21 protein-coding genes are annotated in these 21,892 nt (G+C 42.3%); 3 read left to right on the top strand and 18 right to left on the bottom strand.

The features are described from left to right. Positions 1 to 51: 51 nt before the first annotated feature. Both JS40_RS09455 and JS40_RS09450 read left to right on the top strand, forming a co-directional pair. Complete coding sequence (locus JS40_RS09455) at positions 52 to 561, top strand: acyl-CoA thioesterase (RefSeq protein WP_034260136.1); 510 nt, start codon at positions 52 to 54, stop codon at positions 559 to 561. Positions 562 to 753: 192 nt separating this feature from the next. Next, complete coding sequence (locus JS40_RS09450; RefSeq protein WP_034262313.1) at positions 754 to 3,489, top strand: S8/S53 family peptidase; 2,736 nt, start codon at positions 754 to 756, stop codon at positions 3,487 to 3,489. A gap of 51 nt (positions 3,490 to 3,540) precedes the next feature. On the opposite strand, the gene JS40_RS09445 is transcribed toward JS40_RS09450, so the two are convergent. The 17 genes from JS40_RS09445 to porW all read right to left on the bottom strand — a co-directional run bounded on the left by JS40_RS09445 (position 3,541) and on the right by porW (position 19,501). Beyond that, positions 3,541 to 4,773 (bottom strand): murein hydrolase activator EnvC family protein, encoded by a 1,233-nt coding sequence (locus JS40_RS09445; protein WP_034260135.1) that lies wholly within the window; start codon positions 4,771 to 4,773, stop codon positions 3,541 to 3,543. A 3-nt stretch (positions 4,774 to 4,776) separates the two neighbouring features. After that, on the bottom strand, positions 4,777 to 5,553 hold the full coding sequence (locus tag JS40_RS09440) for a lipoprotein insertase outer membrane protein LolB1 (protein ID WP_034260134.1): 777 nt from the start codon (positions 5,551 to 5,553) through the stop codon (positions 4,777 to 4,779). Between the two features lie 4 nt (positions 5,554 to 5,557). Continuing rightward, complete coding sequence (locus JS40_RS09435; protein WP_034260133.1) at positions 5,558 to 6,943, bottom strand: tetratricopeptide repeat protein; 1,386 nt, start codon at positions 6,941 to 6,943, stop codon at positions 5,558 to 5,560. Positions 6,944 to 7,019: 76 nt separating this feature from the next. Beyond that, on the bottom strand, positions 7,020 to 8,039 hold the full coding sequence (locus JS40_RS09430) for a sugar nucleotidyltransferase (protein ID WP_034260132.1): 1,020 nt from the start codon (positions 8,037 to 8,039) through the stop codon (positions 7,020 to 7,022). 29 nt (positions 8,040 to 8,068) lie between these two features. Next, on the bottom strand, positions 8,069 to 8,503 hold the full coding sequence (dut, locus tag JS40_RS09425) for a dUTP diphosphatase (RefSeq protein ID WP_034260131.1): 435 nt from the start codon (positions 8,501 to 8,503) through the stop codon (positions 8,069 to 8,071). Next, positions 8,500 to 9,960 (bottom strand): lipopolysaccharide biosynthesis protein, encoded by a 1,461-nt coding sequence (locus JS40_RS09420; protein ID WP_034260130.1) that lies wholly within the window; start codon positions 9,958 to 9,960, stop codon positions 8,500 to 8,502. Before JS40_RS09420 ends, dut begins: the two co-directional genes overlap by 4 nt. A 57-nt stretch (positions 9,961 to 10,017) precedes the next feature. After that, a complete protein-coding gene (locus JS40_RS09415; protein ID WP_034260129.1) occupies positions 10,018 to 10,539 on the bottom strand; it encodes a hypothetical protein in 522 nt (173 codons plus the stop codon). Positions 10,540 to 10,642: 103 nt separating this feature from the next. Further along, positions 10,643 to 11,509, bottom strand: coding sequence for an ATP synthase F1 subunit gamma (gene atpG / locus JS40_RS09410; protein ID WP_034260128.1), 867 nt, complete (start codon positions 11,507 to 11,509; stop codon positions 10,643 to 10,645). A 65-nt stretch (positions 11,510 to 11,574) separates the two neighbouring features. Continuing rightward, entirely contained in the window at positions 11,575 to 13,155 is a 1,581-nt protein-coding gene (gene atpA, locus JS40_RS09405) for a F0F1 ATP synthase subunit alpha (RefSeq protein WP_034260127.1), read from the bottom strand. Positions 13,156 to 13,199: 44 nt separating this feature from the next. After that, positions 13,200 to 13,739, bottom strand: a complete 540-nt coding sequence (gene atpH / locus JS40_RS09400; protein ID WP_034260126.1) for an ATP synthase F1 subunit delta — start codon at positions 13,737 to 13,739, stop codon at positions 13,200 to 13,202. 6 nt (positions 13,740 to 13,745) lie between these two features. Next, positions 13,746 to 14,246, bottom strand: a complete 501-nt coding sequence (locus JS40_RS09395) for a F0F1 ATP synthase subunit B (protein ID WP_034260125.1) — start codon at positions 14,244 to 14,246, stop codon at positions 13,746 to 13,748. Between the two features lie 104 nt (positions 14,247 to 14,350). Next, positions 14,351 to 14,542, bottom strand: a complete 192-nt coding sequence (atpE, locus tag JS40_RS09390) for an ATP synthase F0 subunit C (protein ID WP_034260124.1) — start codon at positions 14,540 to 14,542, stop codon at positions 14,351 to 14,353. Positions 14,543 to 14,574: 32 nt separating this feature from the next. Further along, positions 14,575 to 15,723, bottom strand: a complete 1,149-nt coding sequence (gene atpB / locus JS40_RS09385; protein WP_034260123.1) for a F0F1 ATP synthase subunit A — start codon at positions 15,721 to 15,723, stop codon at positions 14,575 to 14,577. Positions 15,724 to 15,818: 95 nt separating this feature from the next. Next, positions 15,819 to 16,214 carry a DUF6168 family protein gene (locus JS40_RS09380; protein WP_034260122.1) on the bottom strand — a complete coding sequence of 132 codons (396 nt, stop codon included), beginning with the start codon at positions 16,212 to 16,214 and terminating at the stop codon, positions 15,819 to 15,821. A 7-nt stretch (positions 16,215 to 16,221) separates the two neighbouring features. Next, positions 16,222 to 16,449 carry an AtpZ/AtpI family protein gene (locus JS40_RS09375; protein ID WP_034260121.1) on the bottom strand — a complete coding sequence of 76 codons (228 nt, stop codon included), beginning with the start codon at positions 16,447 to 16,449 and terminating at the stop codon, positions 16,222 to 16,224. Then, positions 16,446 to 16,925 (bottom strand): bactofilin family protein, encoded by a 480-nt coding sequence (locus tag JS40_RS09370; protein ID WP_034260120.1) that lies wholly within the window; start codon positions 16,923 to 16,925, stop codon positions 16,446 to 16,448. Before JS40_RS09370 ends, JS40_RS09375 begins: the two co-directional genes overlap by 4 nt. A gap of 5 nt (positions 16,926 to 16,930) precedes the next feature. Then, positions 16,931 to 19,501 (bottom strand): type IX secretion system periplasmic lipoprotein PorW/SprE, encoded by a 2,571-nt coding sequence (gene porW / locus JS40_RS09365; protein WP_034260119.1) that lies wholly within the window; start codon positions 19,499 to 19,501, stop codon positions 16,931 to 16,933. A 244-nt stretch (positions 19,502 to 19,745) separates the two neighbouring features. On the opposite strand from porW, the gene JS40_RS09360 reads away from it, so the two are divergent. Next, positions 19,746 to 20,795 (top strand): ferredoxin--NADP reductase, encoded by a 1,050-nt coding sequence (locus JS40_RS09360; RefSeq protein WP_034260118.1) that lies wholly within the window; start codon positions 19,746 to 19,748, stop codon positions 20,793 to 20,795. Positions 20,796 to 20,844: 49 nt separating this feature from the next. Here the strand turns inward: JS40_RS09360 and JS40_RS09355 are convergent, their stop codons facing one another. Next, complete coding sequence (locus tag JS40_RS09355) at positions 20,845 to 21,876, bottom strand: glycosyltransferase family 9 protein (RefSeq protein WP_034260117.1); 1,032 nt, start codon at positions 21,874 to 21,876, stop codon at positions 20,845 to 20,847. Between the last annotated feature and the right edge of the window lie 16 nt (positions 21,877 to 21,892).

Genomic DNA, 21,892 nt, shown 5'->3' with positions numbered 1-21,892 from the left:
AACTATTTTTAGCTCTAAGGGAAATACTACCTTTGCAAAAAAATAGCTAGAATGGAACCAAAAACACCTAAAGAATCCCGAACTGTTATTACAGACCTTGTCCTCCCCAGCGAGACCAATCCCATAGGGAATATGTTTGGAGGCGAACTTCTGGCTCGTATGGATCGAGCTGCTAGCATTGCCGCGAGAAGGCATAGCCGACGCATCGTCATGACCGCTGCTGTAAATCATGTTGCCTTTAACAAAATGATCCCCCTGGGAAGTGTGGTAACGGTAGAAGCTCATGTTTCCAGAGCTTTTAACAGCTCTATGGAGGTTTTCATGGATGTTTGGATCGAGGACCGCGAAAGCGGAAGGCGCAGTAAGGCCAACGAAGGTATTTATACCTTTGTTGCTGTAGATGAAATGGGAAATCCGGTACCTGTACCTCAATTAATCCCCGAAACCGATCTGGAGAAAGAAAGGTTCGATGCTGCACTGCGAAGACGGCAACTAAGTTTGGTCCTTGCGGGAAAATTGAAGCCAAAAGAAGCCACCGAGCTTAAGGCATTATTCAAATAGGTTCTGCCACACTTATGTAGCCCTTTAGTGGTGTCAATCTAGCTGTTAGCTAGCGTTTTATTTTTACTTCCCTACTAGGAATTAACTTTTTTTCTTGTGGTTTTTTTAACACAATTGAATATATTTGAAATTCTTAAAAATTTCTTAACCGTGCATGATTCATTCTGCATTAGATAATTAAAAATGATTCCTATGAAAAAAAGTACAAAATCAACAAGTTTTACATCGAGATTTGTTGCAGCTATGGTGATGCTGTTAATGGTGTCACTGTCCTTTGCTCAAAACCCGTATGCCATTCAGTTACAAGGGGATGCCATTGAGATTCCTGAGAATATTTCAACATTCCAGTGGAGTGACATGCCTGACTCGGCAAGGTTAAATGATGGATATGTAGGATGGATTCAATTTTTTCAAACCCCAACGCAGCAAATTCAAAATGATTTTAAAGCGCGTGGCTATCAGTTATTGAATTATATCCCAAACAAAGCGTATTTGTTTTATTTCCCTTCTGAAGTTTCTGTAAGTTATCTTCAAAATCAAGGGGTGCGATCCATTGTACCTGTGGTAAGCAGTTTCAAGCTGTCTACTGCCTTAAAAAATCCTCCTTATGAAGATTATGCCATGGACGGTGATAACATCTTGGTGACCTTAGTTCACAATAAGAATGTAAGCACAAACTATGTTATTCAAGATTTGGCACAAAAACAAATTGCGCTTGTAGCGAGATTAGGGAACTCAACTAATTTAGAGCTTTCTATTCCTAACAATTGTTTGAATGAACTTTCAAGCCTTCCTTATGTAGAATGGGTTGAATTGATTGCTCCTCCTGCAGTGCCTGAAGATATTCGTGGTAAAAGCCTTCATCGTTCTAGTGGTTTAGACACTCAAACTACTGCCGGACGCAATTATACCGGTGAAGGAATAGGAGTAATGGTAAGAGATGATGGTCGTGTAGGACCCCATATTGATTTTGAAGGAAGAATCACTAATTATACAAATTCCACAGCGGGTACGCACGGAGACGGAGTTGCCGGAATCTTATGTGGTGCGGGTAATATTTTTCCGTATCGAAGAGGAATGGCAGCAGGAGCCGATCTTCACGTTGTAAATTATATTTCAAGCTTTTTGGATCCGGCAACCACTAATCTTATAAATGACGGAACGGTTCAAATTACTAATTCATCTTATGGAGATGGTTGTAACGATGGTTATACCACGCGTGCAAGAACCGTTGATATGCAAATGAATACAGAGCCTACCTTATTACACGTGTTCTCGGCAGGAAATTCGGGAACTTCAAATTGTGGATATGGTGCCGGAAGTGGTTGGGGAAATATTACCGGAGGTCATAAGCAAGGAAAAAATGTTATTGCAACAGCAAATACAGATTACAGAGGTGTTTTAGAGAACAGTAGTAGCCGAGGTCCGGCAGCTGACGGACGTATTAAACCCGATCTTACCGCAAACGGGCATTTACAAATTTCTACAGCGCCTAATAATTTATACCAGACCTTTAGTGGAACCTCGGGAGCTGCTCCAGGTGTTGCCGGAGTTGCAGCTCAACTTTATCAAGCCTATGCGGATGCTAATGGTGGAACACTTCCTCCTGCCGCGCTTATTAAGTCGGCAATGATGAATACTGCCCAAGATAAAGGAAATGCGGGTCCCGATTTTCAGTTTGGATGGGGTATCATCAATGGTCTTCGTGCCGGTTTACTTATTGAGGACGGTCGATTCCTTTTAGATGATGTGACTCAGGGAAATAGCAATTCTCATACTATTGCAGTTCCTGCCAATACAAAAGAAGTACGCTTTATGGTATACTGGAACGATCCTGCCGGAGCAAACGGCGCAAATCCTGCTTTGGTAAATGACTTAGACATGATTGTAACAGATCCGGGGTCTACAGATCATTTCCCGTACATATTGGATTCCACGCCCAACGCGGCTGCTTTAAATCAACCCGCTACAAATGGTATTGACCATTTAAATAATATGGAGCAGGTTGTGTTGGACAATCCGGCTGCAGGAAATTATACCGTAGAAATTACAGGTTTTAACGTTCCTGTAGGTCCGCAAGATTATGTTATAACATACGAGATCATCACAGATAATCTGGTAGTGACCTATCCAAATGCCGGAGAAAAGTTTCCTTCTGGAGTACCAAGAACAATTCATTGGGATGCTGTAAATACGACTGCATCCTTTGTAATCGATTATTCTATAGATAATGGTGGAAGCTGGACAAATCTTGGAACCGTGCCAAACTCACAACACTATTTCGACTGGACCGTTCCTGCTGAATTGAGCGGAGAAGCTCTTGTACGTGTAACAAGTGGGGCTTTTCAGGATGTAAGCGACGGAACGTTTTCAATAGCACCGCTGGTTACCGGTCTGGTACTTACGGAGGTATGTCCTGACAACACAGCCTCATTCCAGTGGAACCCGATAGCCGGTGCTGAAATGTACGATCTGTATATTTTGGGAACAAAGTATATGGAGGTCGCTGGAAGCACTTCCAATACTGAGATTACCGTACCTGTGGCTGATTTCGATGATACGATCTGGTATGCGATCGCCGCTAGAAGTACTACGGATGGCTGGGAAACTGAACGAAGCGATGCCGATGATTATGCAGGAGGTGTTTTAAATTGTGTGCTTTCGGTAGAGGAATTTGCTGCAGATGCGATCTCTATGTACCCTAATCCGGCAACGAACGAAGTATTTATCGCTCTAAAAGAAACCCTTTCAGAAACATTAAGTGTTCGTATCGTGAACAGTTTGGGACAGCAATTACAACAGGTAGAACGTGCTCCAAACGGATCGAACGAGATCTCATTAAATGTATCTCAATTGCAAACAGGATTGTATTTCGTGACCATCGAAAGTGGTACTCAATCGACTACCAAAAAGTTACTTATTGAATAAGAATAGTATAATAATTATTGAAAAAGGGCTGTTTATAACAGCCCTTTTTTTTTACATCTGGAAGACCCAATCGGCCGGGTTCATTCGATCCCTGTTCTGGTAGATCAAGAATTTTAAAATTGTTTTTCCTGTGGCTGCATTGGTATAGACCGTTCCAATATTCTGTTTGGTACTTACTTTGTCTCCTTTTTTTACAGTTATATTGATCAAATTATTATATACCGTAATATAACTTCCGTGTTGGATATACACAGCCATATTGGCGCCCTTTAATTGCTGTATCTCCATTACTTCGCCGTTAAAGACAGCTCTAGCTTTTGCATTCGCTTCGGTAGCGATCTCCACACCACTGTTAAACGTAGTTACATTGGCTAATTGCGGATGTTGCTGTTTCCCGTACCGCCTTACAACGACACCCTTTTCTACAGGCCAGGGAAGTTTCCCTTTGTTATTTGTAAAACTTGCGGCCAACGCCTTGGCTTCGGCTGTAAGGGCGAAAGCCGTTGAAGACGTCTTTACAGCAGTTGTGGTAATAGATTCTTTATTCGATTTAGCTATGGCAGCGCGAATGATCTCTTCGATCTGTCTGTCGATGGCATCGGCTTCCTTTTGTTTGTCACGAATCTGCCTGGAAAATGTTCCCTCTTCTTTCTTGAGTGAAGCAATAAGTTCTTGATGGTCTTTTTTTTCACTATTCAGTTTTTCTCGTGCCAATCGGTTTTCTTCTATCAAGACCTGCTTTTTTTGTTTTTGTTCGGTTAGGTCCTTGTTCAAAATTTCAAGTAAAATAGTTTTCTCCTTGATACTCTCTCCTTGTTCTTTACGGTGTTTTGCATACTGCTTCATATATTGCAATCGCTTGTAGGCTTGTAAAAAGTTTTCCGAAGACAACAAAAACATGACTCTGCTCTGTTGCGATTTGCTCTTATAAGACTTATTGATCATCGCAGCGTAATCCTCTTTTAACACTTCCAACTCGTTCTGCAGCTCGGATATTTTTGTACGATTCTCATTGATCTCACGCGTTAGAAGATTCGCTTGTTGATTGGTCACCTTGATCAAATTCTCCCGCGCAGCGATGCGATGATTCAAATCCTCCACGTTGGTGAGAATGGATTTCTTCTTTCCTTGTGTCTTAAAGAGCAGCGAATTTATTTGCTTGATCTCTTCAAGAATTGTTTGCCGTTTTTCTTCGAGCTGTGCTTGTTTATTAGGCTGTGCTATCGCACTCCATCCTGTAAGTATACAGAAAAAGAAAAGCCCTAAAATGACCTGTTTGTTCATACTTTATAACTGAATTTCTTCATACCCTTCCGGAATAGTAAACGGAAAACTTAGCGAAACATTGAGGTCGATGTCTTTATAATTAAGTTCGATCTTTGTATTTGTGTCTTCTTCCGAAGCATTTATTAGAATATCAGAAGGATAAAAGTCATTTCCTATCTGTTGATACTCCCCATACCGAATAGTGAGCAACCGCTTTTCTGAAGGCTGGGATAGCGACCCCGATGCCACTTTATAATTCTGTGGGTGTAACAGCAAATAATGTATAAAATCCAAAGGTTGTTTCTTAGGGGCCACCTGGTATTTATTTTGATACACCTTGGAAGTGTAGGTGGCAGTATCAACGTTAAAAATAGACTGTCCCAAAAGGATCGCTTGTGCCTTCTCAAAATTGATCTCGGTTCCCAGCCATGTACTCAACAAGGAGAAATCTCCGTCAAAATAGGTGTTCCCAATGGTTTCATAATAACTAACGCGATCCGGGGTGATTAGCACTTTGGACAAAGTGATCCCTAGTAAAGAGGCCTTGATCCAAATGGTCTTATCCTTTTCCATACGCAAGCTCACGGTAATACTTTGCAACTTACTGTCGTCCTCGTACACCACTTGAAGTCGTGCCGCAAGGGTTGAGAAGTTAGGCGAAGCCATTTGGTGTGCAGCCATGATTTCCTTGACCGAAAGAGCAGCATTGGCGTTGTTACCGGCTCCTGCTCCTTTTCCTGCCCCGCAGGAACTTAGTAAATAGACGCAAGCAACTAAGAGTATAAGTGGGTACTTCATAGCATTAATTAGTGTCTTTAACTTGAGCGGCCTTTGTCGCGAATGCATCTGCTTTCTTTTGATCCCCTTTTTGGGAATACGCTATGGATAACTGCTCATAATAATCCTTTTCCATTTTTGGATCGTCTAAGAGGTAATCCAACCCTGTTTCCAGTTTCTCAATGGCTGTATCAAGATTCCCCAGTGCAATATTCGAGACACCGCTTACCAAGTATAAAAGGGGTTGGGAAGGAAATATCTCTAAAGCGTCCGCACTTAAGGTGGCGGCTTCGTTGTGTTTTTCAAACTGAATTTGCAGGAGTAAGGTGTTTTTGAGCAAATTGTAATTGTCCGGGTCCCCTTGTACACCTTTCTCATAGAATTTAAGCGCCGTTTCCCGCATCTCTTTGGAAAAATAATACCCTCCCAACTGTTCGTATACCTTAGCGTTATTTTCTGAAGAGAACAAGGCCACTACAGCATCCAGGTCTTTTTCATATTGAGGGTTGGTATTCACAAAATTTAGAAAATCACTTAGAACCCTGTACTTACTTTCATTGTCAATCTCTGAAGCTTTAAAGACAATTTTCATCGAGTTTAGTGCCTCTGTAGTTTGTTGTTTATCTAAATAGAACTTATAGAGCGCCAGATGTACCAGTTGTGAATCAGGTTTGTTCTTGAGCAATTCCTGAGCTGTTTCGAAAGCTTTTTGGGAGTTTCCCTGATCGCTGTATAAAAAGATCAAATTAAGATAGTCCTTTTCGTTCCTGGTATTGGCGATAACCTTTTCTTCCAGCTTTTCAATCTGCCCTGAAGTATCTCCGGTTTCACGATAGATCTGAGAGCGCAGCGCGTCGCGATAGTCACTCTCACCCCAAGTGTCATCCAGTTCATCCAGTACCATAAGTGCCTTGTTATATTGCTTGGTACGGGCGTACAGATTGGCCAGATCTTCCTTGTAATCGTCGTCATAGACCGTAAGCTTTTGTACCAATGGGATCGCCGCCTGATAATCCTGCTCGAGATAATAAAGGTCATAGAGAGCTTCGAGTACATCCAAGCGATCTCCTTCCGATCTCAATACCTTGTTGAAATTAGCCTCTGCTTCGTCATAACGCTTTAATTGGGTAAGGTTCTTTCCCATTTCAAAGTAGACAACGGCCTCGTTCTGGGCATCCTTTTGTGCCGCTTTTTCGGCCTTTGCCAATGCTTCTAGGGCCAGTTCATAATTCTCTATCCCCTTTTGCTTTAAAGCTTCAAAAAAATTCTCTTGAAATGCGTCACTTACATTGCCCAGATCATCGGTGGGTTGTTCGTCGGTTTCAGTTGGGATTACCTGTGCAAAAAGGAACTGCGGAACTAAAATAATTCCGAAGAGAAAAAAATACCAAATGTTGCCGTACTGTTTCAAAGTGTTGTTTGCGGTGTCTTCTTACTGTCTCAATTAATTTCTAACCTTTTGTTCCGGATTCTCCTGAAACCTATACTTATTGTTTCAATTCGCTATAATCCCCAATACTAACATTGTTGAATTTGCCATCGAAGGTTGCATGATTCCCTATCATTGCATTATCTAAAGTAGCATTTTTAACCACTGCGTATGTTTGGATTATACTATTTTTAACGTTACTATCCTCAATTATTGTGCCCTCTCCAATTGAAGCAAAGGGGCCCACGGTACAATTTTTTAAAGTTACTTCATCCCCAATAAAGCAAGGTTCTATAATGGTGGCATCCTGAGATCTGATTTTATTGGAGATTAGGACTTCGCCGCGTTCTGCCAAAAAGCCCAGCATACGCCGATTCGTCTCTACCGTTACTTCCTTATTGCCGCAATCCATCCACTCGTCTACCGTGCCTGTTTTAAATACTTTTCCTTCGGCCATCATCCTTTTGATACCATCATTGATCTGGTATTCCCCTCCGTTAAGAATATTGTTATCCAAAACATGTTGAAGTTCTTTCTTTAGGTCTCCCACCTCTTTAAAATAGTAGATTCCTATAACGGCCTGGTCGCTCACAAATTGAGTGGGTTTTTCTACCAACTCGGTGATCTCATTACGTTCGTTAAGATTGACAACACCGTAGGCTTCCGGATTTTCTACTTTCTTTGTCCAGATCACACTGTCTGCATCTTTATCAAGATCAAAGTTGGCCTTTATGAGCGTATCGGCATAAGCGATCACGGCAGGCCCCGATAGTGACGGTTCTGCGCACATGATGGCATGGCCGGTTCCTTTTGGATCCAATTGTCGATAGATGCTAGCTTTTGCCCCCAGATCATTTGCTAATTGTTTTAAACTCTCGACCACCTCTTCACCAAAGAATGCAGGATCACCCAAGATAAATGCGATCTCTTCGATCTCTTCTTCCAAGACGTTTACAATATCGGCTACTAAACGATGAACAATAGGTTTTCCTGCTACCGGAATAAGAGGTTTTGGAACCGTTAGAGTGTGAGGGCGAAGGCGAGAACCGCGACCTGCCATGGGAACAATGATCTTCATTACTGTATTGTAGGTTTAATTATACGTCATTATTTCAATCCGGTACTGCCAAATCCTCCGGATCCTCTTTCTGTTTCTTCCAGGACTTCTACTTCCTCCCAATTGGCACGTTCGTGTTTGGCAATGACCAATTGCGCGATCCGTTCTCCATTCTCAATGGTAAAATCTTCGTTGGATAGATTCACCAGGATCACGCCTATCTCTCCGCGATAATCAGCATCGATGGTTCCCGGTGAATTAAGGACCGTGATTCCCTTTTTCGCAGCCAGACCACTTCGTGGACGCACCTGAGCTTCATAGCCAATGGGAAGTTCGATAAACAAACCTGTCTTTACAATTGCGCGTTGCAACGGCTTGAGTGTGGAGGGCTCAGGAACACTGGCTCTTAGATCCATTCCTGCGCTGAAAATAGTTTCATAAGAAGGCAAGGCGTGTTGCGATCTATTTATAATTTTAATCTTCATCGGTTCATTATTCTAAGTAGTTCTTTTTTTTCAGCAAAAAAGAGCACGGACAAAAATACCAATAATAATACAGTCCCTATGATTAAATCTCCGTCAAATACATAAAAGGAAAGTGCAGAAAATCCAATGGACAACAGCAAGTAACCTCCTATTCGTTTTAGGTTGTAAGGGATCGCATAGAGTCGTTGCCCAAAAACATAAGATAGGACCATCATGCTACCGTACGCTGCGAGTGTAGCAATGGCAGACCCTATATAGCTTATATAGGGAATTAAAACAAAGTTGAGAACAATGGTCAAAATCGCTCCCACCACCGAAATATACGCTCCAAATCGTGTCCTGTCCGTGACTTTGTACCACACCGAAAGATTGTGATAGATGCCTAGGCATAGGTTCGCCAATAGGATGATAGGTACAATGGATAGCGCTTCCCAATAATCGGGGTTGGTGATCAGAATCCGCTTAAAGAAGTCTATATAAACAACTACGAACAACATGATAAGGCTCCCGAAAACCGTGAAATATTTGGTGATAGTCGCATAGGTACTCTTTGCGTTTGCACTGGCAGCATGATTGAAGAAGAAGGGCTCGATACCAAGGCGAAAGGCTGTGGCGAATAAGGTCATGAAGACACCTAGTTTATAGCAGGCGGCATATACCCCTACTTCTGCTTCGGCGATAGCTTCTGGTAATAAATATTTCAGCAGGATCTTGTCGAAGGCCTCGTTCACTGAAAAAGCGATCCCAGCAATGAGTACAGGAAATGCATATTGGAGCATTCGTTTCCAAAGCAGCGTATTAAATTTGAACCCGATACGCACATACAGCGGCAACAAGACGAGCAGCGTGATCGCGCTGGCGATAATATTTGCGATAAACACGTACATTACTTTGTTTTCTTCAGAATAGATGTCATTCCAAAAAGAGGCAGGATCTCCTTCGGCCCATCCGGGAAGCATTAAAAAGAAAAAGACATTGAACCCAAGGTTTATAAGCACATTGAAAATCTTGATCACTGCATATCGGGTAGGCCGCTCGTTGGCACGAAACCAAACAAAAGGAAGAACGGCCCATGCGTCGAGCGCCAGGATCAAGAGACCATATACTACATATTCAGTCTTGAACTCCAGTAGCCGGGCCAAGGGTTCACTAAAGAAAAGCGACAGCCCCAAGAACAACAGTGTTGTTACGGTAAGCGAAGTGAGGGCTGTAGACTGAACGAGATCACGTTGAGCAGATTCTTTGTTAATAAAGCGAAAAAAAGCCGTTTCCATTCCATACGAAAGAAATACGTTCCCCAAGATAAGATAGGACATGATGGTCGCATAGACCCCAAATTCTTCCGGGACCAGTACCGACGTATAGAGCGGGACGAGTATAAACGCCAGCGCGCGAGGCAGGATCGTGGCGAGGCCGTAAATAAAAGTTTGTTGAAATAGCTTTTTAAAAACGCTCAAGAGCTTAGATATTTGAACACAAAAGTATTGAAATTACACTTGTGATACGAAGAAATGTTAAGGGGTGTTCTTCGTGTTGCTTTGGGGGTAGGCAAGCATGGGTTTTTGCTCTATTTCTGAAATAAGTGTGTATTTAACTTCCCCTTGTTGCAAATACCCTATCACGGCTTCATCGTCCTTTAGATCGAATGGAAATGCCTTAGGCGGACTGTTCTTTGCTTCCTCGAGCGGGTCACTGTCCATAATAACATCCCCACGAACCATGTTTGTGAAATACCCAACATATTTGTTCCGGTTTTGAGGTGAAAGCTGTGCATTTGTTTTCTTATTTCTGAAGAAGAATGTCTGTATCACAACATCCTCTGAAAATGTTTCGAAGGTAATATGAAGTTGAATACCAGAGCCTCCTTCCGGGATTCCGGCAGTCCATGGCTGCGAATATGCCTCTAAGATCGAAAACGGCGGATCTTGGGTTAGTACATACGCTGAAGCTTCCTTTTTCGTGCTTTTACAACTATACAGGCCAGGTGCTATTGGAAAAAGGGTTAAGAAGTAGATAAAAAGGTGTCTATAGTTCATGCGATCGGATTCTTATTGGGAACATTGCTTCTGTCCCTAAAGATACAAAAAAGCCTTCTGTATAGAACAGAAGGCCTTTTCACATAAAGTAGGTCGTCTATTGTTAACCCGCTAAGGCTTCGGCTCCACCAACGATCTCCAAGATCTCATTGGTAATAGCGGCCTGACGTGCTTTGTTATATTGTAATTTCAATGCATCGCGTAATTCGGTTGCATTGTCTGTTGCCTTGTGCATGGCAGTCATACGAGCTCCGTGCTCACTCGCCACACTGTCACGCAAGGCCTTAAAAAGCTGGGTTTTCAAGCTCTTCGGAATAAGACCTTCTACAATGGCTTCTTTGGAAGGTTCAAAAATATAATCGGCCGAAGAAGTACTTGTTTCTGAAACTTCCGGAGGAAGAATGGGCAAAAATTGCTCTTTCATTACAAGTTGTGTCGCAGCATTCTTGAAGTGGTTGTATACCAGAATGATCTTGTCGTAACTTCCGTTTGCGAAAAGTTCCATCAATTTTTCAGCGATATCGGCTGTCGCTTCAAAGGAAAGGTCATCAAAAATTCCGTTATTATTTTGATAGATGGTCCCGGTCTTTTTCAAGATATCGTTCCCTTTCTTTCCCAAAGTCATAAAATCGACCTGCTTACCGGCATAGGTTTGGGCAGCCAGCTGCTTTGCTTCCTTTACGATATTACTGTTGAAAGCTCCCGCCAAACCACGGTTTGAAGTAATCGCCACAACCAAGACCTTCTTCACTTCTCGCTGATCGGAATACTTACTTCCCGTATCGCTGTCTAACGTAGCGCTAAGGTTTTGTAGTAATTCCGTAAGCTTTTCAGAATAAGGGCGCATAGCGGTAATGGCATCCTGTGCTTTCTTCAACTTGGCAGCAGATACCATTTTCATGGCACTGGTGATCTGCATTGTTGATCCTACCGATGATATCCTGTTTCTTATTTCCTTTAAATTCGCCATGTTTCAATTATGAATTGTGAATTAAGAAGTATGAGTGTTCATACTTCTTAACTCTGCATTCTTAATTATTTTTTATATTTCGCCGAAAGGTCAGCTGCTACGCTTGATAACACATCGATCACTTCATCGGTAAGCTTTCCGGCCTTCAAGGTGTCGAGGGTGTCTCTGTGTTTGGCATTCAACATTTCCAGATAATCTCTTTCAAATTCCTTCACTTTCTCTACGGGAACATTTCGCAACAAGTTTTTTGAACCTGCATAAATAATAGCGATCTGATCTTCTACGGTATAAGGATCGTTCTGAGCCTGTTTCAAGATCTCTACATTACGTCTTCCTTTTTCAATCACATTTAAGGTTGCAGCATCCAAATCACTACCAAATTTAGCAAACGCTTCCAATTCACGGAACTGTGCCTGATCCAGCTTCAAGGTACCGGCTACCTTCTTCATCGATTTGATCTGTGCATTACCTCCCACTCGAGATACTGAAATACCTACGTTAATCGCCGGACGTACCCCTGCGTTAAAAAGATCGGATTCCAAAAAGATCTGTCCGTCGGTAATGGAGATCACGTTGGTTGGAATATAGGCCGAAACGTCTCCTGCCTGTGTTTCAATGATAGGAAGTGCTGTTAATGATCCTCCTCCTTTAACCATAGGCTTCAATACTTCCGGAAGGTCGTTCATTTCTTTTGCGATATCGTCATCGGCAATGATCTTAGCCGAACGCTCCAACAAACGGGAGTGTAAGTAGAAAACGTCTCCTGGATACGCCTCACGTCCCGGTGGACGACGAAGCAACAACGATACCTCACGATATGCAACCGCTTGCTTTGAAAGATCATCATAAATGATCAATGCAGGACGACCCGTATCTCTAAAATACTCTCCGATCGCCGCTCCGGCAAAAGGAGCATATACCTGCATAGGTGCAGGGTCGGAAGCGTTTGCCGCAACAATAGTTGTATAGGCCAAGGCTCCTTTTTCTTCCAATACGTTAGCGATGTTCGCTACCGTAGACGCTTTTTGTCCAATCGCAACATAAATACAATAAACAGGCTCTCCTGCATCGTAAAATTCCTTCTGATTCAAGATGGTATCGATACAAACGGTCGATTTACCTGTTTGACGGTCACCAATTACAAGCTCACGCTGTCCTCTACCAACAGGGATCATCGCATCGATAGATTTAATACCTGTTTGTAACGGCTCGGTTACCGGCTGACGATAGATTACCCCAGGTGCTTTACGCTCCAGTGGCATTTCGTAAGTGTCTCCGGATATAGGTCCCTTTCCGTCGATAGGCTGTCCCAGGGTGTTTACAACACGCCCTACAATACCTTCTCCCACTTTAAGAGATGCAATTCGCTGCGTACGCTTTACGGTACCGCCTTCTTTGATCTCCTTAGAAGGACCTAACAATACCACCCCAACGTTGTCTTCTTCCAGGTTCAAAACGATCCCTTCAAGACCTCCTTCAAATTCCACAAGTTCTCCGTACTGTGCATTTGAAAGTCCGTAAACGCGAGCAATACCGTCTCCTACGGTTAATACAGTTCCTACTTCGTCTAATGAAGCGGTTGCTTCAAAACCTGAAAGTTGTTGCTTTAAGATTGCTGATACTTCAGCTGGTTTAACTTCTGCCATGTTGTTACATTATAGGTATAGTCTCTAGCTTGATCGCCAAATGACTACAATGATTTACTAAATTCTCTTTTTAAATTTCCTAACTGATTCGCGATGCTTGCATTGTACTGCAAATCTCCCACCCGAAGAATAAATCCTCCAATGATAGACGCATCAATTGAATTCTCGAGAGTAACACTGTCGCTCCCGGTCAATTCTTTTACTTTGGCCAATACTTTTTTCTTCAATTCTTCCGAAAGGGGTACGGCTGTGGTCACTTTAGCAACCTTCACTCCTTTAGAGTCGTTGTACAGGGCGATATAGCTTTCGGCCACGGCGTCCAGAGTTTCAATCCTTTTGTTATCCACTAATACCTTAATAAGGGATTTGGTTTGATCGGATTGGGCCGAAAATATTTTAAGTAAGGCCTCCTTTTTGTCGGATGACTTTACTACGGGGCTCTTGAGCACCGCACGTAATTCTTTACTGCCTGTAATGGTCGCGTGTACAGATTGCATATCCCCAAAAACCACATTGGCAAGATCTGCCTCGTTGGCCTGCTGAAGGACTGCTTTTGCGTATCGAACGGCTGCTCTGTTACTCATTTTGGCTTAGTTTAAAGTTGCATTATCAAGCATGTTACGAACCAATTTCAATTGCTTTTCATTATCTGAAAGTTCGGCCTTAACGACTTTTTCGGCAATTTCTATTGAAAGACTGGCCACCTGCTCTTTTAATTCTGAGATCGCAGCTTTCTTCTCGCTCTCGATCGCTGCTTGAGCGTTGGTAATTATCTTGTTCGCAGCTTCTTGCGCTTCATCTTTGGCATCGGCGATCATTTTGGCTTTGATCTCGCGTGCTTCTTTCATCATCGTCTCACGTTCTGCACGTGCACTTTGAAGCATCTTTTCATTATCTGCCTGCAGATTGGCCATTTCTAATTTTGCTTTTTCTGCCGAAGCTAATGCATCTTTAATGCCTTCTTCACGTGCATTAACAGCGTTTAAAATAGGTTTCCAAGCAAATTTGCGCAGCAACAAAAGCAGTAACACAAAAATGATGATTTGCCAAAAGAAAAGTCCGAATGAAAAGTCGTTAACTAATTTTTCCATATTTATGCCCGCAAAAGCGGGTATCTTTTTAATTCAACGTAATGACTAAATTTTTTAACAAACAGCTGTAACCAACCGTCACAGCCGTTTGTCAATTTTTTTGATTACCCTGCGAAAATCGCTGCGAAACCAATACCTTCAATAAGCGCCGCTGCAATCAACATCGCTGTTTGAATCTTTCCGTAAGCCTCAGGCTGACGTGCGATCGCTTCCATAGCTTTCCCACCGATCATCCCGATACCGATACCGGCACCGATTACTGCTAAACCTGCTCCTACAATAGTTGGAATTGTCATAATATATATATTTAAAAATTAAACACTCGTAATTATAAATGCTGGATTTCACCCTCGTGCTCTTCGTGATGCTCGTGGGATACACTCGCAAAACCGAAATAAAGGGCTGCCAACATGGTGAAAATATATGCCTGTAGCAATGCGACCAATAATTCAATAAGCATGATTGCAAATGCTAGTCCGAAGGACAAGGGTCCGCCAATCCAACTTTTGAAAATAAATATCAGCCCGATCAAGCTCATCATTACCACGTGCCCCGCTGTCATGTTGGCATACAAACGGATAAGCAGTGCGAACGGCTTAATGAACATTCCTAAAATTTCAATTAATACTAAAATTGGATATAAAGCCACTTTACCATACCAAGGCAAGCTTTTACCTAATGGATCCACTATATGTAGCCAATAATCTTTAGTTCCAGTAAAAGTTGTAATAAAAAATACAATTATAGCCAAAGCAGTGGTAACTGCAATGTTTCCGGTAACGTTTACACCAAGTGGCGTAAGGCCGAACATATTCAAAAACCATATAAAAAAGAATACGGTTAAAAGGAATGGCATGTATTTTTTGTATTTGTTCTCCCCGATGTTTGCAATAGCAATATCATCACGAATGTAAAGCACAACAGGCTCGAAAAAACGGCCAATACCGCGTGGAATACTTCCGTTTTTCGCGTAGCTTTTTGCAAGGCTGCGGAATAACCATACAAGTAAAAGACCAACCACAAGCATCATTAAAACACTTTTGGTAATTGAGAAATCTAAGGGTCGAACGTTTGTTGGATGATGCGATTCATCATAATTGATGGTTCCGTCAGCATCAGTCCTGTATATTTTGCTGTGGTAAAGTTTGTAGTAGTTTCCGTTTGACTCAACCACGCTTTTGCCATGATCAAATTCAGAAGACATAAAGGTGTGAAGCCCTTCATCCCAAAGAATGACCGGAAGTGGAAAACCGTAATGGTGGGTTTCTCCAGTTTCTTCATCTGTGGATCCGAAAAGATTAAAATCATGCGAATCCATCAGGTGGTGGTTTATAAATTCCTTTATTTCTTCTTTCTTGGTTTTAGTGGCCGGTAGGATTTCTTTAGCCTCCTTCACGTGCTCATCTTGTGCCACAGCAGAAAACGAAGTGATAAACAATAAAACTGAAAGTATTCTAACCAATGTGTTTCTTTGCATTTCCGAACAAATTAAAGTGTCCTTAAAATCGGTGCAAAAATAGGGTACTTTCGGAGAAAGAAAAAACTATTTTATTTCTTTTTTTTCCGCAAGAGCTAATCAGAATAAGACTGATTATTAAGCAGTTTCGAGAGATAGTAAACTTCAGAAATGAGACATAGAGCGTAAGGCACGAAAAACGCTGCAAATTCAACCCTTCCCATGGTATCGTCTTGTTGATAGAACGGATAGAAAAACAAGAAGAATACTAAAAATTTTATTCCGCTTCCCAGCATGAAGATAAAGCCGGTATAGGATGATTTTTTGTTTAAATTGGATTTCACCAACCATAAAATGATGGCGGCAAGCGCAAAATTGATGAGATAGGAAGGAATAATTCTTGCTTCGAACAGGGGAAGATCCAAATAGTTAAGAAGTCCAATATGAATAAAAAAAGCAATGAGCAATAATACAAACAGCACCCCAAGAAACACAATACCTTTACCTGTCATGTTCACCTTATGAATTCAACCGGTTGGTTTGTTTCACCACCAGAAAAAGGGAAATACCAACCCCGGCCAGGGTACAAACAATGGTGAAAAGTCTGCCGTCACTATACTGGCTGTCCAACCATTTTCCCAATTGCACAAAAAGATAGATGATGACTCCCATTTCAAGCGCTATGGCTGAAAGAATGGCCCATCTTTTTAATGAATTCTTTGGGTCTTTGGAAGGTTCCGGACTCACTCTGTTTTCGATTCTGCCTTAACCGACTGTACGCGCTGCGACCTGTCGAAAGGATGGTTCTGACCTTTGATATCTTTGTCGAGAGTGATGTTGGCTTCTGCTCCCAGACTCTTTTTGGTACTGCCCTTCATAGCGCATGTTGCATTAAAAGTGGCTCCGGGCTCTACCGCAAGTTTTCCTACTACTACCTGTCCCTCAATATGAGCCGTTTCCTTTAAGGATAGTGTGCCAGAAACGTGTAGTTCGCCTTCAAATCGACCCTCGATATCTGCGTTCTCACAGGTGAGCGTGCCATTGATGAATCCGCTTTTTCCAATCACTACTTTAGAAGGAGTGTTCACATTACCTTCAATTGTCCCGTCAATTCTGAAAAAACCCTGAGACTGGATGTCGCCTTTTAGTTTGGTTCCTTCATTAATACGATTTTGTCCTGTGGTGGGTTCATTCATACTCTTCTCTTTTTTGTCTGAAAACATAGTCGTTACTTTTGGGGATTACTATTCTTCTCTTCTTCTGAACTTCGGTTCAAATAGTCTTCGAGATTCTTATGAATCTGAATGGTCTTATAATTAGGTGTTGCTATTTCAAAGTAAGGTCTTTTGATCTTGTACTTTTTATTCTCCTTTAATATCTCTGCAAATCCTTTGCTGCCCATCTTGGAATTTAGACCATGAATAATCACAAACAGAGTATTGGGGTCGTAATAGTCAATGGAGGTGCTTAAGTTGGTATACCGGTACTCTTCGATGGCGCCGTCCAGCTTCTCTTTTAAGGCTTCCGCAGCTTCCTGTTCTTCTGAAGCGAACGTATAGACCGCTTTCCAGCTATTACTTTCTTCTTCGGGAAGAAACTCTTTATTGGCAAGCGTAGGCAGAATAGTGGCATAAATAAGCTGTGCTTGTTTTCCTTCTTCAGAATTAGGATAGTTCAATGAAACGTAATTCAAGGCTTTTTTATATGCTTCAAAACCATCCTTTCGAGCAATGGCTGTTGCTTTTAGCATTTCAAGTTTCGGAACAATATCATTCCCATTATAGAGATCTATATAGTCGTCACTGGTATCAATAACGTATTGATACTTCCCTGCCTCAAACTCTTTATACAGTGCCTTGTACTTAAACTCGGGGCTGGATTCGTCGGTTGCCAATTGCGTATTAGGATTCTTTAGAATTTCGGCATATCGCGAATTAGGGTGATTGTTAATAATGTCGTTCTTGTACTGGTCTGCCAAGTCGGTCTGTTCGGTTTGGTTATATATCTTGTACAAGTTATACTTTGTTGGAAGAATCAATCGTTCTTCCGGATTGAGCGTTAGTAGTTTCTCCAGACGATTTGCAGCAAGGCCGTATTCCTTGAACTTTTCCTTGTATATCAATCCTAATTGGTAATATGCAAAATTACGATCCTTTGCTAAACTATCGATCACGGTTTGATCGGTTGGGATCTTCGAAATATAGGTTTCTGGCTTGAACAATTCACTTTCTGAAATCACCACTGCCTCTACAACAGCTTCCTCTTCATTGCTAATGCCTGTTGATTGCTTGCTGGAACGTCTCCAGTTATCTTCCAGTTTTCGGTCTCCCCAGGTCTTTTTGAACTCTTGTCGTCCAAAGGCCAAGGTGGTGGTGTTATAGAAATAAAAGGAGCCTCCTGCCTGTGGGTTATTTCCAGAAGCTTTTCCCTGTTTCTTATAAAACTCTTTGTTGGCAAACGCTTTTTCCTGTTTCACATTAGCAATGGAATCAGCGATCGCTTTTTCTTTCAGCTCCTTAGTGTATTCAGTAAAATAGGCCAATTGCTGAGCCTCTGTCATATTAGCAAGCTGCAGTATACTATCATTGGTAGTGGCGATGTCCTCGTACTTGATCACATCGTCCAAATTCTCACGCTTCTTCTTCACACGACGCCAGGGACGCGTGTTTTCCTCCAAGAAGGTAAGGGTGCTGTCGTAATATGCTCCTGCGTTCTTATATTCGGCTGCATCAAAATTGATCTCTGCCAAAGTCTGGTAGTTCACAGATTGAAGCACGCGATCTTCCTTAAAATTCTTGATGGATTTATTGTAGAACATCACAGCCGTGTCTATATTCTTGGTGCTGCGATAATATTCCCCCATCTGGTTATAGATCTTGTCCAGAAAAGGCCGATTCTCGCGGTTCTTCTCAAGGTCTTGTAGTAACTCCAACAACGCAATTCGGTCCTCTTTGTCGTAGTTAAAATTCTTTGCTTTAGCGATGTAAGCGTTGATCATATATGCCCTTGGCGATTTTCTGTTGAGCTCGATCACTTCATCGAAAGCCAGGTTCGCACTATCCTTTTGCCCCAAGTGGTTGTACAATTGCCCTTTGATATATGCATAGCGTCCTTTTAGTTCATTGTCTTGCACGTATTCTGAAGCCATTTTAATATAGGGCACTGCTTCCTCTATAGAATCTAAGTTGATATATGCCTGTGCCATGATAGCAGCTCCGTCTGCCAATTCCTCATCGTCCAGATCGGCATTCTTGAACATATCCTGAAGCTCTTCCAGAGCTACATCCTCGTTCTTTAAGCGAATGTTGGTCTTCGCTTTCCACACTTTAGCACGGTTGATATTGTTACTGGTGGGGTATTTATTCAGAATAAAATTAAAAGCGTCCAATGCCGGCACGAACCGCTGATCGTAATAGCGTGATTTTCCCAATAACATATACGCTTCATCGATCTGTGGATTATATTCCTTACCGTCAATATAGATAGCGTGTTTTTGGATCGCTTTAGCCGATTTCTCCTCGGCGCGATTAAAGTCGGGGTTCTTAGAATCTCCCGGCAACATCGACTCTTCATCGAGCTGAATACGCTCGACGGGAAGGATCTCCCAAAAGTTATCGCGATAGGTAAGCGCAAGTTGCTCTTTCCCGTTCTCGAACGCTAACTCTCCATTGTATAATGTGTTATATTCGGCGGTCACCGCATGAAAATTGCGGCTCATAAAGGTGTTTTTCTTTCTGGAACAAGCTGTTAGCACAACCACAGCCAGCAAAATAAGTGTAATGGTATACTTCCCTTTCAAAATACTTTCAGTTTATATGATACTGTAACTTAAAAGCTTCGGTTTTAGTATGTAAAAACGCAGCGGAAGCGTAAAAATACGTTTCTTTTTAATATCTCATGGAGATTCGGTTAAAAAATCAATAAGAATCAGTGCTTCGGAATGAAAAGGACTATTTTTTGGAAGCACCTCGCCTGTACCTATTTTATCACGCTAAACCTATTACCTAATAGTGAGTTTTAGTACTTTTGCCAAAAATTTTACTATGAGTGCCTTCTATGCGTTACGTGTTTCAGAAATACAACAACAAACCCCCAATTCTGTGTCCGTTACTTTTAAGATCCCTGCCGAACTAAAAGAAACGTTTCAGTTTGAGTCCGGACAATATATTACCATAAAACACATGGCGAACGGAAAAGAGATGCGAAGAGCATATTCTATTTGTAATGCTCCGGGTGGCGATACAATAACTGTAGGGATAAAAAGAGTGGAAAATGGAGCCTTTTCGGTGTATGCGAATACCCGGTTAAAAGAAGGTGATATGCTGGAGGTAATGCCCCCAGAAGGGAAGTTCGTTCTTAATCCTCATCCTCAGTCCCAACATCATTATGCCGCTTTTGTGGCTGGAAGTGGGATTACGCCGGTGCTTTCCATAATTCGTACTGCACTTATAGAAGAACCCAACAGCACCTTTGTTCTTGTCTACGGAAACCAAACCTTACGAGAGACGATGTTCCACAGTGAGCTTTTATCACTTCAAAAACAATATCCCGATCGATTCTATTTACAGTTCCTCTACAGCCGAAAGCAGGAAGAGAATGCCATGTTTGGAAGGATCGAACGGTCTACGGTAAATTTTGTCCTGAAGAACAAGTTTAAAGACCGAAATTTTGAAACCTTTTACCTTTGTGGTCCCGAACCTATGATCGATGCTGTTTCGGCGGTGTTAAAGGAGCATGGGGTGAACGAAAAACAAATACGCACGGAACTGTTCTCCACTGCTGAAAAGGGACTGCTTCTTGAAAGTCATGATGGCAATACTACCTTGACTGTTACAGTAGACGATGAAACACAAACCTTTGTAATGCCTCAAAAGAAGTCGGTGTTGGAAGCTGTCCTGGATCAAAAGATCGATGCCCCGTACAGTTGCCAGGGAGGGATCTGCAGCACATGTATCGCTCGTATCGTTGAAGGCAAGGCCGAAATGCGGAAAAACCAAATTTTAACAGACAGTGAGATCGCAGAAGGTTTGATCTTAACCTGTCAGGCACATCCATCAACCCCCACGCTGGTGGTGGATTATGATGATGTGTAAGGAGCACTGAGGAATTAGAGCCGCGTCTTTTCTGAAGTAAGTTTATGGATTATAGCAACTCTTTGATTTTTGTGACAATCCGATCCGGAGCAATTGTTTCCATAGCATTTTCATACGCCGAAGGATATTTGTTCCCGTAAACCGATGTAGGGATCTTTGGATATTTGGAGCGGTCTGCCAACAACTGATTGGTTTCCGGCTGCCGAAAAGGAACGAAGCCGGCATACGGATGGGTCACGCCCCATAAGGTTATCACCGGAATCCCGAACATGGCCGCCAGATGCCCATTGCTGCTGTCCATGGAAAGCATAAGGTCCAGATTAGAAATGAGTGCAAGCTCCTCTTCAATGGTCAATTTACCTGCCACATTCGTGACACTGGGAAATAATAACGCCAAAGTGTTAAGGTCTGCGATCTCTTCTTTACCGCCACCAAACAAAAAGATGCGATACTTTTCACTTGCATCCAGCTTCTTTACAACATCCTTCATAAGCTCGAAGGGGTACACTTTGCTTTTATAGGCTGCAAAAGGTGCAATCCCTATCGCTTTTTGAGTGTGATTTCCCATAATGTCGTGTAATCGGGAGGTAAGCGGTTTACGCTCCGGGAAGACCTGTGTTTGGAGATCCAAAGGATATCCAAGTTGCGCAAAAACATCGGCATACCGTTGATGCGTGCTTTTTAGTGGGGTAAGGGCTGCTCCCTTTGCTTTGATCAATTTCTTCTTTTGGGCACGACCTTTATTTAAAGTAGCCGTTCTAACTCCCATGGCCCACAGGTATTTAGTGATAAATTTTGAACGTATCACATTGTGCAGATCGGCTACTGCGTCAATGCCGTTACTTTTCGCATCGCGGGCCAGATGAAAGAGCCCCAAACCTTTGTGTTTTCCGTAGACATCTGCCTCTAAAACCTCCACATTCGGGATATCATCAAAAAAAGGTTGGTAGAAAGGACGAGTAAGTACGGTGAGCGATACATTGGGATAGGTCTGTGCAAAGGTGCGAAGTACAGGAACGGTCATGGCCACATCCCCCATGGCAGAAAGGCGGATGACCAGTATGTGCTTGGGTTTAGACATGGTTGTTTTCAGCAGC

Origin of the sequence: Altibacter lentus (assembly GCF_000746845.1) — a bacterium.
GTDB classification, from domain to species: domain Bacteria; phylum Bacteroidota; class Bacteroidia; order Flavobacteriales; family Flavobacteriaceae; genus Altibacter; species Altibacter lentus.
This window is presented reverse-complemented; position numbering and strand designations above follow the sequence as displayed.

What these genes read in the sequence shown, in the direction of transcription:
- JS40_RS09455 (WP_034260136.1), top strand. Translation starts at nt 52, where the DNA reads ATGGAACCAAAAACACCTAAAGAATCCCGAACTGTTATTACAGACCTT.
- JS40_RS09450 (WP_034262313.1), top strand. Translation starts at nt 754, where the DNA reads ATGAAAAAAAGTACAAAATCAACAAGTTTTACATCGAGATTTGTTGCA.
- JS40_RS09445 (WP_034260135.1), bottom strand. Translation starts at nt 4,773, where the DNA reads ATGAACAAACAGGTCATTTTAGGGCTTTTCTTTTTCTGTATACTTACA.
- JS40_RS09440 (WP_034260134.1), bottom strand. Translation starts at nt 5,553, where the DNA reads ATGAAGTACCCACTTATACTCTTAGTTGCTTGCGTCTATTTACTAAGT.
- JS40_RS09430 (WP_034260132.1), bottom strand. Translation starts at nt 8,039, where the DNA reads ATGAAGATCATTGTTCCCATGGCAGGTCGCGGTTCTCGCCTTCGCCCT.
- dut (WP_034260131.1), bottom strand. Translation starts at nt 8,503, where the DNA reads ATGAAGATTAAAATTATAAATAGATCGCAACACGCCTTGCCTTCTTAT.
- JS40_RS09415 (WP_034260129.1), bottom strand. Translation starts at nt 10,539, where the DNA reads ATGAACTATAGACACCTTTTTATCTACTTCTTAACCCTTTTTCCAATA.
- atpG (WP_034260128.1), bottom strand. Translation starts at nt 11,509, where the DNA reads ATGGCGAATTTAAAGGAAATAAGAAACAGGATATCATCGGTAGGATCA.
- atpA (WP_034260127.1), bottom strand. Translation starts at nt 13,155, where the DNA reads ATGGCAGAAGTTAAACCAGCTGAAGTATCAGCAATCTTAAAGCAACAA.
- atpH (WP_034260126.1), bottom strand. Translation starts at nt 13,739, where the DNA reads ATGAGTAACAGAGCAGCCGTTCGATACGCAAAAGCAGTCCTTCAGCAG.
- JS40_RS09395 (WP_034260125.1), bottom strand. Translation starts at nt 14,246, where the DNA reads ATGGAAAAATTAGTTAACGACTTTTCATTCGGACTTTTCTTTTGGCAA.
- atpE (WP_034260124.1), bottom strand. Translation starts at nt 14,542, where the DNA reads ATGACAATTCCAACTATTGTAGGAGCAGGTTTAGCAGTAATCGGTGCC.
- atpB (WP_034260123.1), bottom strand. Translation starts at nt 15,723, where the DNA reads ATGCAAAGAAACACATTGGTTAGAATACTTTCAGTTTTATTGTTTATC.
- JS40_RS09380 (WP_034260122.1), bottom strand. Translation starts at nt 16,214, where the DNA reads ATGACAGGTAAAGGTATTGTGTTTCTTGGGGTGCTGTTTGTATTATTG.
- JS40_RS09370 (WP_034260120.1), bottom strand. Translation starts at nt 16,925, where the DNA reads ATGTTTTCAGACAAAAAAGAGAAGAGTATGAATGAACCCACCACAGGA.
- JS40_RS09360 (WP_034260118.1), top strand. Translation starts at nt 19,746, where the DNA reads ATGAGTGCCTTCTATGCGTTACGTGTTTCAGAAATACAACAACAAACC.
- JS40_RS09355 (WP_034260117.1), bottom strand. Translation starts at nt 21,876, where the DNA reads ATGTCTAAACCCAAGCACATACTGGTCATCCGCCTTTCTGCCATGGGG.